This is a genomic window from Undibacterium sp. CCC3.4 (assembly GCF_034347425.1).
In the GTDB taxonomy this organism is placed as follows: Bacteria; Pseudomonadota; Gammaproteobacteria; order Burkholderiales; family Burkholderiaceae_D; genus Undibacterium.
In genome coordinates this window covers 3,408,160-3,425,108 of sequence record NZ_CP133779.1, presented here as the reverse complement: position 1 = coordinate 3,425,108, position 16,949 = coordinate 3,408,160, and the positions used below count along the sequence as shown (strand labels likewise).

The following is a 16,949-nucleotide window of genomic DNA, read 5'->3' as shown; positions in this document are numbered from 1 at the left end:
TCTCTGGATAGGACTGATTCATCATTCGACCAATTCGGCAATCGGGATCACGCCACGTTCTTGCAAGCTAGCCGGGCGAATTTGCCCACGTTCTTGCATAAACACTACGTTCTGATCGGCCTGATCGCTGTTGACAAAATGACGGAAACGCTGGCGCGTGGCAGGATCATTGACGGCTTTTTTCCATTCACACTCATAGGTATCGACCACTTGCTGCATCTGCGCTTCCAACTCGTCGGCCAGCAGCAGTTTGTCTTCTACCACCACCTGTTTGAGGTAGTCGAGACCACCTTCGAGATTGTCGCGCCAGACGCTGGTGCGTTGCAAACGGTCAGCGGTGCGTACGTAAAACATCAAGAAGCGGTCGATGTAACGAACCAGCGTCGTCTTATCGAGATCGGCGGCGAGCAATTCCGCATGGCGTGGCTTCATGCCGCCATTGCCGCAGACGTAAAGATTCCAACCTTTTTCGGTGGCGATAATACCGACATCCTTGCTTTGCGCCTCGGCGCATTCGCGCGTGCAACCCGACACCCCGAATTTGATCTTATGCGGCGAACGCAAGCCTTTGTAACGATTTTCCAGTGCAATCGCCAAGCCCATGCTGTCATCGACGCCATATCGACACCAAGTCGAGCCGACGCAAGACTTCACCGTGCGCAGCGATTTGCCGTAAGCATGACCAGACTCGAAACCGGCAGCGATCAACTCTTCCCAAATCAGTGGCAATTGCTCCAGGCGAGCACCGAACAAATCGACCCGCTGGCCGCCGGTGATCTTGGTGTACAGCGCGTATTTTTTGGCGACCTGCCCGACCGCGATCAAGCCATCGGCCGTCACTTCACCACCAGCCATACGTGGCACAACCGAGTAAGTGCCATCTTTTTGAATATTGCCCAAGAAATAGTCATTACTGTCTTGCAAGCTGGCATGCTCTTTCTTCAGCACGAATTCATTCCAGCACGAGGCCAAAATATTGGCGGCCAAAGGCTTGCAAATATCGCAGCCCAAGCCCTTACCATGCTGTGCCAATAAAGTAGAAAAGTCTTTGATCTGACCAACCCGGACAAAATGGTAGAGTTCTTGGCGCGAGCAAGCGAAATGCTCACAGATATGGTTATTCACCGCCAGGCCTTGCTTCTTCATTTCCGCCTTCATGATCTGCGTCACTAAGGGCACACAACCACCGCAAGCGGTACCGGCCTTGGTGCAGCTTTTCAAACTGGCGATATTGGTCGCGCCATTGCCGACGGCGGCACACAGCGCCCCTTTATTGACGTTATTGCAGGAGCAAATTTGCGCCGTATCGGGCAAAGCCTCGACCCCGAAGGCGGGCTTGGCGCTGCCATCGGCCTGCGGCAATATCAAAAATTCCGGTGCGGCCGGCAACTCGATGCGATTCAACATCATCTGCAACAAATTGCCATATTCCGTGGCATCGCCGACCATGACCGCACCGAGCAAATACTTGCCACATTCCGAGACCACGATCTTTTTATAAACTTGCTTACGCTCATCGGTAAATTGGTAGGCCCGGCTACCGAGCACGCTGCCATGCGGGTCGCCAAGACTGGCCACATCGACCCCCATCAACTTGAGCTTGGTGCTCATGTCGGCCCCGTTAAACTCCGGCAACGCGGCGACCTCAGCAACGGCCTCAACGGCGGTACTGTCACTGACTATCTGAGCTGCGGCCACGCGCGCCATTTCATACCCGGGCGCGACCAAACCGTAAATTTTTCCATCCCACAAAGCACACTCACCGATGGCGTAGACCGCTGGATCGGAAGTACGGCAACGATTATCGATGACAATGCCACCGCGTGGACCCACTGCCAAGCCGTTGTCGCGCGCCAACTCATCGCGTGGACGAATGCCGGCCGAGAACACGATCATATCGGTTTCGAGGTGACTGCCATCTTCGAAACGCATGCGGTGCGTCGCGCTGTTACCATCGACGATTTCCAAGGTGTTTTTCTGCGTGTGCGCCGTCACCCCGAGGGCTTCGATTTTTTGCCGTAAAACTCGGCCGCCGCTCTCATCCATCTGCACCGCCATCAAGCGTGGAGCGAACTCGACCACATGTGTTTCCAGCCCCATGTCGCGCAATGCTTTGGCGCACTCAAGACCGAGCAAACCACCGCCGATGACCACCCCGGTGCGCGAACGCGAGCCACATTCCTGCATCGCTTCTAAATCTTCAATGGTGCGATAAACGAAGCAATCGCGCCGTTGATTACCAGCCAAAGTAGGAACGAAAGGATAGGAACCGGTCGCCATCACCAACTTATCATACGACAAGGTTTGACTTACGCCATGCACAGTAAAACTGACTGTCTTAGCCACCGTATCGATCGATTGCGCCTTGGCATTGAGTTTGAGCGCGATGCCGCTGCGCTCAAAAAAATCGGGCGCGACCAACGATAAGTCCTCGGCCGTTTTACCGGAGAAAAATTCCGACAAATGCACCCTATCGTAAGCACCACGTGGTTCTTCACATAAGACCGTGACGTCCAAATTGCTCGCGCCGTATTCGCTCAAACTTTCTAAAAACTTGTGGCCAACCATGCCATGACCGATGACGATGATTTTCATACATTTCTCCTTAAGCAGTACGGTTCGTGGCCGCCAGCACTTGCTCAGCGCTATCAGCACTGACCGCAAAGCGTACTGCGATGGCGCATACGGCGGAGATCGTCACTAAAATGCCAAGCATGCTCAGGGTCTGTTGCACATCGCCCAAACCTTTCATCAAAAACCCTGCCAACACGGCACCGACATTGCCACCGGCACCGATGATCCCGGCCACCCCACCAAGGGCCTGACGATCGATGAAGGGCACCAAAGCGTAAGTCGCACCACAAGCCATATGGGTAAATAAACCGAAACTGAGCATAGCAATAATGGCCAGCGTCACACTGTCAGCATGGGCAAACCACAGCAAACCCAAGCCTTCGCCGAGCATCATGACAAACAGCAAAACCGCGCGGGCATTGAGCCCACTGCGTGCCGCGACACGATCCGATAAGTAACCACCGAGAGCACGCGCAAATAAGGCCAATAAACCGAAACTGGCGGCGGCTAAACCGGCAGTTTTCAAGGACAAACCGAAGTGCTCAACGTAGTAAATGGCGGCGATATTGTGAATGAAAATTTCCACGCCAAAACAAGCACCGTAAGTCACAAACAATAACCAGACCCGATGATTGCTGCTGGCAGCGCGAAAACTGGCCCAGCCGCCTTTTTTACCTGCTTCGACCACGATACCTTGCGCCCGCAACTCAGCATAATTACCTTCAGGGCAATCTTGCGTGTAACGCCAGTAGACCAGCGCCATCACCAGCATCACCACGCCTGGCACCACCAAAGCGATGCGCCAGCCCAGGCTTTCGCTGACGCCAAGCATCAACAAGGCCGTCAACAACAAGGGCATCAAGGCTTGCGCCGCACCACCGCCAGTGTTACCCCAACCGGCCGCAGCCGCATTGGCAGTACCGACCACATTCGGAGCAAACATCACCGAAGTGTGATATTGCGTGATAACAAAACTGGCACCGACAGCACCGATGCACAAACGAAAGAACAAAAAGCTTTCATAACTTTGCGACATCGCCACGCCCAATACCGGAATGGCACCGAGCAACAGCAAACCGGTATAGGTTTTACGTGGTCCGAAGCGGTCGCACATCGGGCCGACGATCAAGCGAACCAAAATTGTCACGGCAACGGCGGCGATATTGATATTGGCAATCTGGGCTAGCGTCAAATGGAATTCTGCCTTGATCACCGGCATTAACGGTGCGCAGGCAAACCAAGCGAAGAAACAGGCGAAAAACGCCATCCAGGTCAGGTGAAAGGCACGCATTTGTGGTGTTGAAAAATTCCACAAATCGATGCGGCTTGCTTTATTGGTCGTGATCATTGCTTACCCCATAAAAAAACAAAAAGGCGCCCACCCAAGCAGACACCGTGTCTGATTGTGTGGACGCCGTTGTCCGAGCAAACCCATCGTTAGATCTGCGTAAAATTTTTTACTGAATCGTCATTGATTCGGTACTTTTACCTAAGCACAGAGCGTGCCAGACTAAAAAGCAGCTGCTCCCGCCTTGCTGCAGCGTTTACTGCGCTGCCATTTGCCATGCGGATGCGGCAGGTGCGACATAACAGTGCGTGGCAGGCGGTTTTTTGGTGCACCGCACTACAAACCACATATGATCCACGTCTGAAAAAAATTCATTGAAAATCTGACTGGGGTTTGAAACCCCGGCCTTCAGAGGCTGTCGCAAAAGCCTGATGGACGCTTTTCTTACACCTGAAACACCGTATACCTCGTCATTCCCGCGTGCTTTTGGCGGGAACCTAGTGTCGTTTTTTACACTGAAAATTCCACAACTTCTGGCATTTTCAGTTAACCACGAACGCCGCTGGATTCCTGCCAAAAGCGCGCAGGAACGACGTTACGGGCGGCTGGGGTAATGATGCAGACTGAAAACCCTTTTGCGACAGCCTCTTCAGGCCGGTGAGCGACGCAGGAGCGACCCGATGGGAGGGAATGCAAACCCCTTCCAGAGTCGTTCCATCATCGCTTACGACGATCCGTTAAGTTGTTCGACATTTATCAGCAATTTCCAGGCGTGCGTGCGCAGTTAAAAAAATCGTTTGGCAATAGCGAGCGACTCTATACGCTGGCTTGGCTGCCCAATTAAATCAGCGAGACGGCGCAAAAAAAATGCCGCTCAGGGCAAACTGAGCGGCAGGATTGACGAGTTATATCACGTCGTAACAGTGTTTAAAAACGACCGAAACTATCCTCATTCATCACCTTGGTCCAGGCACTGACAAAATCACGCACGAATTTTTCTTTCGCATCGTCGGCCGCATACACTTCCACAACAGCACGTAACTCAGGATTGGAAGCAAAAATCAAATCGACCGAGCTTGCAGTCCATTTGACTTTTTTGCTGTTGAGATCATACCCTTCATACACATCGGCCATCCCGGCCGCGGGCACCCATTTCGTTGACATATCGAGCAGGTTGACGAAAAAATCGTTCGTCAACATCCCCGCGCGCGTAGTCAGCACACCGGTTTTCGCACCGTTGGTATTGGCATCGAGGGCACGTAAGCCACCGACCAACACCGTCATTTCCGGCACCGATAAGTTCAGCGTGCTGGCCTTGTCGATCAACATGGCCACCGGCGACTTGGTATTTTCCTGACTGTAATAGTTGCGAAAACCATCGGCAGTCGGTTTTAAAGCCGCAAAGGAAGTGAGATCGGTTTGACTCTGATCGGCATCGACGCGGCCCTGACGAAACGGCACTTGCACCTGCGTACCAGCCGCCTTGGCAGATTGCTCAATAGCCACTGTCCCGCCGAGCACGATCATATCGGCCAAAGAAATTTTCTTGCCGCTCTTGCTTTGGTCTTTATCAAATTGGTTTTTAATGCTTTCCAATTGCGTGATCACTGCGGCCAAGGCGGTGGGGTCATTGACTTGCCATTCGCGCTGAGGCAACAGTCGTACGCGCGCCCCATCGGCACCACCGCGCCGATCAGTTGCACGGAAGCTAGCGGCCGATGCCCAAGCCGCTTTGATCAAGTCTTTGGTCGGAATACCTGCCTGTAAGATACGGGCTTTCAAATTCTGGATATCGTTGGCATCGGCCAATTGGTAGTCGCGCTCAGGCAGTGGATCTTGCCAAATCAAATCGCCAGCCGGCACATCCGCGCCCAAATAGCGCACCTTCGGCCCCATATCCCGGTGAGTTAACTTAAACCATGCCTTGGCAAACGCCAACTCATAGGCTTTCGGGTTGTCCATGAAGTTTTTTGAAATAGCGTGATACGCAGGATCGAGTTTCAACGCCAGATCGGTGGTAAACATCATCGGCGCATGCTTGATGCCAGGATCATGTGCATCGGGAACCGTATTCGCACCCAGCCCGTTTTTCGGCTTCCACTGTATCGCGCCAGCCGGACTGGTGGTCTTCTCCCAATCGAAAGCATAAAGCAAAGCAAAATATTCATGCGTCCATTTGGTCGGATTCGTGGTCCATGCCCCTTCCAAACCGCTCGATACCGTGTCTACCCCTTTGCCGGTGCCACAGACATTGTTCCAACCCAAGCCCTGCTCTTGCAGCGTGGCCTCGCTCGGTGGTGCTTTCACGCAGGTTTCTGGCTTGTGTTTACCGTGTGCTTTCCCAAAAGTATGACCACCGGCGATCAGCGCGACCGTCTCTTCATCATTCATGCCCATGCGGGCGAAAGTTTCGCGGATCTCTTTGGCTGCCAGCAATGGGTCGGGATTGCCATTCGGGCCTTCCGGATTGACGTAAATCAAACCCATCTGCGTTGCCGCATAAGGTTTTTTCAAAGTGCCGCTCTGGTCATGCCGTTCATCGGCCAGCGCTTTCTTTTCCGGTCCCCAATCCATCTTCACCGGCTCCCAATCATCTTCTCTACCGCCACCGAAGCCATAGGTTTTGAATCCCATTTGTTCCAGAGAGACATTGCCGGCCAACACCATCAAATCGCCCCAAGACAGCGCACGGCCGTATTTCTTTTTGACTGGCCACAGCAAACGTCGCGCCTTATCCAAGTTCACATTATCGGCCCAGCTGTTCAGCGGATCAAAGCGCTGTTGCCCGCCAGATGCTCCGCCTCGGCCATCGAACAGGCGATACACGCCGGCACTATGCCATGCCATCCGGATGAAGAATGGCCCGTAAGTTCCATAGTCAGCTGGCCACCATGGCTGGGACGTCGTCAGTACCTTGGCGATATCCTGTTTCACGCTCTGCAGATTGAGCTGCTTGAACTCTTTCGCATACGAAAATTCAGCGCCATAGGGATTGGACTCCACGGCCTGTTGTCGCAAGATGCTCAGATCCAAGGCGGCCACAGGCGCTGCAGAATTGCTGCCAGCTCCAGCTTGTTCCATGGCCGAAACACTCAAACTACAGAGGGCGATGGCAATCAAAACCGCCAGCTTTCTTTTTCCAAATAAAAATATTCTCATACCAGGTATTTTCCTTTAGTGCCTCAATATTATGCAATCACCAAAGCGAAGCGCAGTAATGTTGAGCCGACATACAATGCCGGCTCAGCATATCGATGCCGCGCATTTGATGATTGTGGTCAATTGCGATGTGAAACGACTACACTTCGCCACCCAAAAAATGGCAAAAAGGGCGAGTCGCAGTGCCGCGCCCTCGGCCGATTCGACATCGTTGCACTGCCGTTGTTCCCTCATGGCATGATTGAAATCCGGCTACTTCGCAAAGCAAGCGCGCGGAATGATGAGTGCATGCAATTAACTTGAATTGATGCAATAAAAATGACGTCGACATGGGCGGCGACACGTTTGATGGCACCGCCATATAAAAAATACTACTGCCTATGTGTGGAAGCGCACAGTGTCGATCATCAAAATAGAAAATACTTGGTGCATTCGTGACCCGAACTCTCTATTAGAAAGTACATCATGCATTATCCTATCAGCAACGGTCCTTCAACTACCAAGCGTACTGTCATGTTTCTTTGTCAAAAACAAGAGGCGACCACGATGACGCCATCGACGACGATAGCAGTCAATCAAGCGCTCGCTGCCGTGCCTGACAGCGCAATCTCAGTTGATTTGGCTACCCCGCGCGCCACTACGAGCTTAAGCGACCCCATGCCACAGAATTTACTCAACAGATCAAGGAGATCCGGTCATGAAACAACGTGAAGAATATATTTTAAAAATGCAAAAACAGCTCACTGCACTCAACACCATGCTGAGCCAGTTTGAACACCAAGCCGAAGAAAAAACCACGGCAGCACACGCAAAATATCTGAAAGAAAAACACCACCTTGAGGAGCAATCAAAGAACATTCAGAAAAATTTGGCCGAGATGCGGGATGCAACGGAAGAGAGCTGGAAAAAAATGCTTTCCAGCACGGAGAAGCTACATCTTGCATTAGTCAATTCATTGCAATACTTCAAAGCTCAGCTCAAAGCGCAACGCCCACCAGACGATCAATCGCACTGATTTCTCTACGTGCGATAACGCACCGACACGCTAAGTCCCGCTGGCTACACTGAAGGCTTACCTGAGTGCCGGTTTGCCACAACAAGGATCAAGCTTTGCACTCTTCCTGAAAAAGAAAGAGGCACTTCCTTGATCAAAGTAAAAAAATATTTGTCCTATGGTTTTCGCAAGCTCGGCAACAAGTGCCAGAGCCTGCGCGTCGATTGGCGTTCGCAGCGGCCGAGCACTCTAGAGGAAACGCCGCTGCGAGCAGAATTATTCAGCGCCTCACAAATGGAGCAGCATGGCCGCATTCTGGCCAACAGCCATCAACTCAGCGCCGACAGCGGTGCCGATCACTTATTGTCACGCTTATCCGACAATGAAACCATCATCGTCAATACCTGCAAGCTGCTGACCGAAACGATACAATCAGGGAATCAGGTCACACCGGCGGCGGCATGGTTGCTCGATAATTTCTATCTGATTGAAGATCAGATACGCACGGCCAAACGCCACCTGCCACAACACTACAGCAGGGAATTACCGCGCCTGCTGCGCGACGGCAGCATAGCCCGCCCCAGAGTCTACGATATTGCACTCGAAACGGTGGCACATGGAGATGGTCGGGTCGATCCGGAAAATCTGCGTCGTTTTACCTGTGCTTACCAATCGATTACGACGCTCACCTTAGGTGAGTTGTGGGCGATTCCAATTATGTTGCGGCTCGCCCTGATTGAAAATTTACGCCGCGTGGCAACTCGACTCACCACCGCGCACAAACATCGCGAGCTTGCCATCAGCTGGGCCGATGCGATGATTTTGAGCGCCGAAGAAGATCCGAGCAACCTGATCTTATTAGTGGCAGACATGTCGCGTTCCAACCCTCCATTGGACAGCTCATTCGTCGCCGAACTGGTACGCCGCCTGCAGGGGCAGGCGCCGACCTTGACTTTACCCTTGAACTGGCTCTCGCAAAGATTGGCAGAACAAGTCCAGACGATAGACAACTTCATTCAACAAGAATCGAAAAATCAGGCTGCCGATCAATTATCGATCAGCAATAGCATAGGGAGTCTGCGCTTCTTGTCGACCATGGACTGGCGCGAATTCGTCGAAAGTATGAGTGCGGTCGAAAGTATCCTGCGGCAAGACCCGGCGCAAGTATATAAGCATATGGATTTCGCCACGCGCGACAGATATCGCCACGTGATCGAAAAAATTGCCAAGAACAGCCGCTTTGCCGAAACCGATGTGGCCAACAACGCGATTCAACTTGCCTTCAATGCCGTAGCGCAAAATGGTGAGCAGCACCGTCAGGCGCATCTCGGCTACTTTCTGATCGACGCTGGAGTAGCGCAACTGGAACAAACGCTTGAAGCCCGCGTATCGATGAGGAAAAAAATCTGTCGTTACATCAAGCAGCAAGCATTTCCCTTGTACATAGGCACCATCGCTCTACTCACTCTGAGTGCCGCGACCTTGATACTGCGTAGTGCACTCGATGGGCCATCCCACCTCATGCTACTGATTGTGCTGGCCAGTTGTACCTTGTTGATGTGCAGTCAGTTCGCCTTGGAATTAGTCAATTGGCTGGTCACACTGATGGCTAGCCCGCAAGCTTTGCCGCGCATGGATTTTTCTCAGGGCATACCGGCAGAATCCAGCAGCTTGGTTGTGGTCGCCACCATTTTGACGAGCAAGGATAATATCGATCAACTGAGCGATGCCATGGAAGTACGTTTCTTGGCAAATCGCGACGAGCATCTGCGCTTTTGTCTGCTGAGCGACTTCGCTGATGCCGATCAAGAAGTGCTGAGTACAGATGAAGACTTGCAACAACACGCCAAACGCAACATCGACAACTTGAACCGGAAATACCCGCGCGCTGACGGTAGCTTTTTTATACTACTGCATCGTGCCCGCCTCTGGAATCCGAGCGAAAACAGGTGGATGTCGTTTGAACGAAAACGCGGAAAATTAAACGCCCTGAACAATTTTCTACGCGATGTCGCGCCTTGCGCATTTTCTTTTATCGCCGGCGATACCAGTGGGCTTGGGCTAACAAAATATGTCATTACGCTCGATACCGATACCGAATTGCCGCGCGAAGCGGCATCGATCTTCATCGCGACGATGACGCATATCTTGAACCGGCCGCAATTCGACGCACAACGCCTGCTGGTCACCGAAGGCTACGGGATATTGCAGCCGCGCATAGCCGTCGGCGTACCCTCGTCTGCCGCATCGCACTATGAATTATTGTACGGTGGGGAGGTCGGCATGGATCCCTACACACGCAGCGTCTCCGACGTGTATCAAGATATCTTTGCCGAAGGTTCTTTTATCGGCAAAGGCATTTACGACATCGACGCCTTCGAAGGCGCATTACATGCCAGAATGCCGGAAAACCGGATCTTAAGCCATGATCTGCTGGAAGGTTGTTATGCGCGCGCGGGTTTGCTCAGCGATGCCACGCTCAGCGAGCCCTACCCAAGCAGCTACCTGAGCGATATGCGCCGACGTCAACGCTGGGTGCGTGGCGACTGGCAACTCGCCTCTTGGTTACTCCCCCAAGTTCCCGGCACGACCGACGCCACAACAGGAAAAACCAGCCGTTGCACCAACCCCCTGTCAGCACTATCACGCTGGAAACTATTCGATAACCTGCGCCGCAGCCTGGTGCCGCTTGCCTATCTCGTGTTCTTGGCGAGCAGTTGGCTGAGCCTTGCTCTGGCACCACAGGCGTGGCGTTGGACTGCGGCGGCAGTGGCCTTACTCTTGCTGCCACCGCTGCTGGCACTGGCCCTGCAGTTACTCAGCAAACCGAAAGATTTACAACTCAAGCAGCATATCCGCTCTGTATTCGGCAGCGCGAAGCTGCAACTGAGCCATGTTTTTCTGCACCTATGCTTTTTGCCCTATGAAGCATGGGTGTATGGCGATGCCATCATCCGTACGCACTGGCGCCTCGCGCTATCGCATCGTCGCCTGCTCGAATGGAATCCTTCGAGCATAGAAAACGCAAGGACCCGCCACAGCTTTATCTTTACCTTGCGGCGCATGTGGATCGCCCCGTTGTTCGCCGCCATGCTGTTGATATATATGGCGCAATTTTCGGCAAGCAGCATGACGCCCTCGTTCGCGCTCTTACTCTGCTGGTTCGCTTCGCCATGGATTGCCTACCTGATCAGCTTACCGAGAGTGCGTCAAGTCAAAGAGCTGTCATTAGACCAAACGCTGTTTTTGAACCGACTTTCGCGCAAAACTTGGTTATTTTTTGAAACCCATGTTGGCCCGGAAGATCACTGGCTGCCACCCGATAATGTGCAACAGCATCCGGTCTCGGTCATCGCCCATCGCACCTCGCCAACCAATATCGGTTTATCGCTGTCAGCGAACTTAATCGCCTACGATTTCGCCTACATCACTACCGGACAATTGCTTAGCCGCACAGGCGACACCTTCTCCAGCCTGGAAAAAATGGAGCGTTATCAGGGGCATTATTTTAATTGGTACGATACACGCACGCTCGCCCCGCTCCAACCCAGATATATATCGACGGTCGACAGCGGAAATTTTAGTGCGCATTTAATGACGTTGAAATCCGGCTTATTGGAGCTGATCGATCGCCCCATCCTGCCGGCGCGTTTATTTGAAGGCTTGCGCATCACTTACCTGACCTGGAAAGAACTTGAACCGGAACCGGCACCGGCCAGTTTGCGCCATATCGGTGACGAGATCAATCAGCTTTACCGCCTGCCACCTGGCAGCGTCAGCAGCAGTTATCAGGGCATCAGCTACCTCAGCTATGTGATTGGACAATTTCAGGCAGAGCACGAAAGTAGCGCCGACTCGCCCAGTAAGATCTGGATTGATGCCCTGTCAGGGCAGTGCCGTGCGCACTTAGCCGAGATCGAACAGATGATGCCGTGGATACGCGCATCGGCAGATCAGGCGTGGTTGGAACAGTTTCCACAGTTGGCCGCAATCCCTACGCTGCGCCAACTCGCCGAGCTCAAGCAGGAAGAGTTTCCCGATGGCGAGGTGGGAGTACTGTTGCGAGCGAGCATAGATCATGCCACGCAAAGAATCACTGATATCAACAGCTTGGCCAAACAAGCGATTGACTTCAGCTTGGCTCAATACAACTTTCTCTACGACCAGACCACCCATCTCTTATCAATCGGCTACAACCTCGACGAACGTCGTTGCGATGCTGGCAGCTATGACCTGTTGGCGTCAGAAGCAAGGCTTGCCGCATTTGTCGGCATCGCGCAAGGGCAACTCCCGCAGGAAAGCTGGTTTGCGTTGGGACGTCAACTGACCATCGCCGGCGGCGAACCGATCTTGCTGTCCTGGAGCGGTTCGATGTTTGAATACCTGATGCCCTTGCTGATCATGCCCAGTTTTCCCCACACCTTGTTGGAGCAAACCTATCATTCAACGGTACAAAGACAAATTCAATACGGTCAACAACGCGGCGTGCCTTGGGGCATATCCGAATCAGGCTATAACGCCTTCGACACCAATCTGAACTATCAGTACCGCGCCTTCGGCGTACCGGGGCTCGGCTACAAGCGCGGTTTGGGAGACGACCTGGTAATTGCACCGTATGCCTCGATGATGGCCTTGATGGTTACGCCCGAAGCAGCATGCGATAACTTGCAAAGACTGTCCGAACTGGGCTTTGAAGGGCAATTCGGTTTCTTTGAAGCCATTGACTATACGCCGGTTCGTTTGCCACGCGGGCAAACGCACGTACTGATCCGTTCCTTCATGGTCCATCATCAAGGTATGGGATTGCTGGCGCTCGCCTACCTACTATTAGACAAACCACTGCAAAAACGTTTTGAGGCCGATGCCTTATTCAAAGCCGCCACCCCTCTGTTATATGAACGTGTGCCACAAATCAGCGCCAACTACGCCAACACAAGCGAGCTGGCCGATATACGCAGCAGTACGAAGGAGCAGGAGACACCGCTGCGTATTCTGTCGCTGTCGAACTCGAAAACACCGGAAGTTCAGTTGCTCTCGAATGGCCGTTACCACCTGATGGTAAGCAGTTCCGGCGGTAGCTATAGCCGTTGGAATGAGCTCGCCTTGACGCGTTGGAATGAGGATGGCACGCGCGACAACTGGGGCAGTTTTTGCTACGTCCGAGACTGTGAAACGGGCAGTTTCTGGTCAACGGCCTTACAACCTTCACTGGTCACGACGCCTGACTATACAGCGGTATTTTCTGAGGGCCGGGCCGAATTCCGCCGGCGCGACAAACAACTCGATTTACACACGGAAATCGTGGTGTCACCGGAAGACGATATCGAATTGCGCCGTACTCACATCGTCAACCGCTCGGGCCGACCACGCACGATAGAATTAACCAGTTACGCCGAAGTTGCACTGGCACCGCCTTCCGCCGACAGCATGCACCCGGCCTTCAGTAAATTGTTTGTACAAACGGAAATTCTGCCCGATCACAGCGCCATTTTATGCGTACGCCGGGCGCGCTCGGTGGATGAAAAAGTGCCGACCATGTTCCATTTGATGGCGCTGCACGGCGCCGACGCCGATGAGGTGTCATATGAAACCGACCGCATGCAATTTATTGGCCGCGGCAATACCTGCGTCTCCCCCGAGGCGATGCATCATCCCGGTGCCTTGTCGAACAGCGCGGGCTCGGTGCTCGACCCTATCGTCGCCATCCGCTATCGGATTTCCTTGGCACCAGAGCAGAGCGTCACCCTCGATCTGGTCACCGGGATCGCGGACACACGCGAACAATGCCTGACCCTGATTGAAAAATATCGCGATCAGCATCTGGCTGACCGCGTGATTGAACTTTCTTCGACACATAGCCAGGTTGTCTTGCGGCAATTAAATATCAGCGAAAAAGATGCGCAATTGTATGCACGCCTGGCCAATTCGCTGATTTACGTCAATCCGTTGATGCGTGCAACCCAGGATATTTTAATGCAAAATTATCGTGGTCAATCTGCACTGTGGAGCTACGCCATCTCCGGTGACTTACCTATCGTCCTGCTACAAATCAGCGATCAAGAGCATATTGAGCTGGCCCGCCAGTTAATACAAGCGCATGCCTATTGGCAATCGCGCGGCGTGGCCGTCGACTTGGTGATTTGGAATGAAGACCACGCCAGCTACCGACAAATCTTGCAAGACCAAATTGTCGGTTTAATCTCCTCCGTGATCGGTTCACATGCGCTGGAAAAACCGGGTGGCATCTATGTGCGCGCCGCCGAGCAAATTTCTCATGAAGACAGAATTCTGTTTCAATCGGTTGCCCGCATCATCCTCAACGATCAGCGCGGTAGTCTGGTTGATCAATTGAACCGGCGCGACCTCGGCGACCTCCGTCTGAAAGAGTTCATTCCGCTCAAAAAACGACACAGCTATTATTCCAAAGCGGGCGCATTACCGAGCTTGGCCGCTGCATCACGTCAATTTGATAATGGTACCGGCGGTTTTTCTACCGATGGCAGAGAATACCTGATTACCACGAATGCCAAACAGCGCACCCCGGCACCATGGGTAAATGTGCTGGCCAACCCTGTCTTCGGCAGCGTCGTCTCGGAAAGCGGTCAAGCCTATACCTGGTCGGAAAATGCGCATGAATTCCGGCTCTCGCCGTGGCATAACGATCCGGTCAGCGACAGCAGCGGCGAAGCCTTTTACATCCGCGATGAAGAAACCGGGCAATATTGGTCACCGACTGCCCTACCCTGCAGCGGCAAAGGCGACTACCACACCCGCCATGGTTTCGGTTACAGCATATTCAGTCATACCGAAGACGGCATCGCTTCTGAACTCAGCGTATTCGTCGATCAAACCGCCCCGATCAAATATGCGGTACTGCACATTGCCAATCGCTCCGACCAGCACAGAAGCTTGTCCGTCACCGGCTATGTCGAGTGGGTGCTCGGTGATTTGCGTAGCAAATCAGCCATGCACATCGTCACTGAAATCGCCGTGGATGGCAATGGCATTTGCGCCCGCAATCCCTACAATACCGACTTTACCGGCCGCACCGCCTTCTTTTGCGTTGATCAAACGTCCTGTACCGTCACTGCCGATCGTAACGAATTTATCGGCCGCAACGGTACATTGCAAGAGCCTGCAGCCATGAACAGAAGCCACCTGTCGGGCAAATTGGGGGCCGGCCTCGACCCCTGTGCCGCGCTACAAGTTGGCTTCAAACTGAAACCCGAACAAGAACGTACCTTGGTTTTTATCCTCGGCGTGGCCGAGCAGAAATCAAGCAGCGCGAAAGAGTTGATTTTGCGCCATAGAAACGCCACAGCCGCACAAACTGCGTGGCGCGACACCGAACACTATTGGCGCACGACGCTGGGCACCGTTCAGGTCAACACGCCTGACTCTGGATTGAATATTTTAGCCAACGGTTGGTTACTGTACCAAACCATTGCTTGCCGCTTGTGGGCACGCAGCGGCTATTATCAATCGGGCGGCGCATTTGGCTTTCGCGATCAGTTACAAGATACGATGGCATTAGCGCACACCGGACATGAGATGGCCAAACAACAGATCTTGCGCTGCGCGGCACACCAATTTATTGAAGGCGACGTTCAACATTGGTGGCATCCACCGACCGAAAGAGGCGTGCGTACCCATTGCTCGGATGATTATTTATGGTTACCACTGGCGGTCGCACGTTATGTCAGCAATACCGGTGACATCGACATCCTGCAAACCATCATTCCGTATATCGAAGGGCGCGAGGTCAACCCGGCCGAAGATTCCTACTACGATCTGCCGCATCGTTCGGCTCGATCTGGCACCCTGTACGAGCATTGTATGCAAGCGATCGAACACGGCCTGCGCTTCGGCCAACACGGCCTGCCCCTGATGGGCTCGTGCGACTGGAACGATGGCATGGACCAAGTCGGCCACCTTGGCCAAGGCGAAAGCGTTTGGCTGGCTTTCTTTTTATACGAGGTGTTAATCAAATTCTCAGAACTGGCGCTAGCTAGCGACGATATCAGCTACGCCACGCATTGCCGCGAACAAGCGCAACTGATTGGGCAACATATCGATACCGCAGCGTGGGATGGTGCCTGGTATCGCCGCGCCTACTTCGACGATGGCAGCCCCTTGGGATCGGCGCTCAACAGCGAATGCCAGATCGATTCGATCTCGCAAAGCTGGGCCATCCTGTCCGGTGCCGGCGATCGTCAGCATGCGCTTAAGGGTATGGAATCGCTGCATCAACGACTGGTCAAACCATCGACTGGCATCATTCAGTTGCTCGACCCGCCGTTTGATCAAGCAGAAAATAATCCCGGCTACATTCGCGGCTACGTTCCCGGCGTCAGAGAAAACGGCGGGCAATACACCCATGCGGCAATCTGGGCAGCCATGGCTTTTGCCAAGATGGGGAACGCCCGTCATGCCTGGGAAGCGTTCGACATCATCAATCCTATTAATCACAGCAATACCAGTGAAAAAATCTCGCGCTACAAAGTAGAACCCTATGTCATTGCTGCCGACGTGTATGCCGTCGCCCCGCACGTCGGCCGCGGCGGCTGGACTTGGTACACCGGTTCTGCCGGCTGGATGTACCGACTGATCACGGAGTCTTTGCTGGGCCTGCAGCGTCATGGCCAGCAACTCAGCATTACCCCCTGCCTGCCGGCCGAGTGGGACTCGTATCAGTTACAATATCGCTATTTGGAGACAGACTATCTGATTGACATCCACACCCTGAACTCGCCTGACAGCAAACCGAGCTTGTATATCGACGGTGTGTTGTCGGAGAATTTATTCATCGAGTTACAGAATGACCGACAACGACATCAGGTACAGCTCAATATCAACAGGCCCTAGGGAAGCGCGCCAAGCAGTAAAAAGGCCGCTGTGTTCGCCAGCGCACAGAACAGATTTGTGCGATACCTC

At 53.3% G+C, this 16,949-nt stretch carries 6 protein-coding genes; 3 read left to right on the top strand and 3 right to left on the bottom strand.

Going from position 1 to position 16,949, the window contains the following annotated elements:
• Positions 1-21 precede the first annotated feature (21 nt).
• From nirB to katG, 3 genes are all read right to left on the bottom strand, one after another.
• Complete coding sequence (gene nirB, locus RHM61_RS15380) at positions 22-2,595, bottom strand: nitrite reductase large subunit NirB (protein WP_322248172.1); 2,574 nt, start codon at positions 2,593-2,595, stop codon at positions 22-24.
• A gap of 10 nt (positions 2,596-2,605) precedes the next feature.
• A complete protein-coding gene (locus RHM61_RS15375) occupies positions 2,606-3,922 on the bottom strand; it encodes an MFS transporter (RefSeq protein ID WP_322248171.1) in 1,317 nt (438 codons plus the stop codon).
• Between the two features lie 867 nt (positions 3,923-4,789).
• Positions 4,790-7,021 carry a catalase/peroxidase HPI gene (katG, locus tag RHM61_RS15370; RefSeq protein WP_322248170.1) on the bottom strand — a complete coding sequence of 744 codons (2,232 nt, stop codon included), beginning with the start codon at positions 7,019-7,021 and terminating at the stop codon, positions 4,790-4,792.
• A gap of 465 nt (positions 7,022-7,486) precedes the next feature.
• On the opposite strand from katG, the gene RHM61_RS15365 reads away from it, so the two are divergent.
• The 3 genes from RHM61_RS15365 (at position 7,487) to RHM61_RS15355 (ending at position 16,880) form a co-directional block, all read left to right on the top strand.
• Positions 7,487-7,732 (top strand): hypothetical protein, encoded by a 246-nt coding sequence (locus RHM61_RS15365; RefSeq protein ID WP_322248169.1) that lies wholly within the window; start codon positions 7,487-7,489, stop codon positions 7,730-7,732.
• On the top strand, positions 7,719-8,036 hold the full coding sequence (locus RHM61_RS15360) for a hypothetical protein (protein WP_322248168.1): 318 nt from the start codon (positions 7,719-7,721) through the stop codon (positions 8,034-8,036). The genes RHM61_RS15365 and RHM61_RS15360 overlap by 14 nt, the downstream gene beginning before the upstream one ends.
• 129 nt (positions 8,037-8,165) lie before the next feature.
• Positions 8,166-16,880: a GH36-type glycosyl hydrolase domain-containing protein gene (locus RHM61_RS15355; RefSeq protein ID WP_322248167.1), complete on the top strand. Its 8,715-nt coding sequence runs from the start codon at positions 8,166-8,168 to the stop codon at positions 16,878-16,880.
• Positions 16,881-16,949 lie beyond the last annotated feature (69 nt).

What these genes read in the sequence shown, in the direction of transcription:
- RHM61_RS15360 (WP_322248168.1), top strand. Translation starts at nt 7,719, where the DNA reads ATGAAACAACGTGAAGAATATATTTTAAAAATGCAAAAACAGCTCACT.
- katG (WP_322248170.1), bottom strand. Translation starts at nt 7,021, where the DNA reads ATGAGAATATTTTTATTTGGAAAAAGAAAGCTGGCGGTTTTGATTGCC.
- nirB (WP_322248172.1), bottom strand. Translation starts at nt 2,595, where the DNA reads ATGAAAATCATCGTCATCGGTCATGGCATGGTTGGCCACAAGTTTTTA.
- RHM61_RS15375 (WP_322248171.1), bottom strand. Translation starts at nt 3,922, where the DNA reads ATGATCACGACCAATAAAGCAAGCCGCATCGATTTGTGGAATTTTTCA.
- RHM61_RS15365 (WP_322248169.1), top strand. Translation starts at nt 7,487, where the DNA reads ATGCATTATCCTATCAGCAACGGTCCTTCAACTACCAAGCGTACTGTC.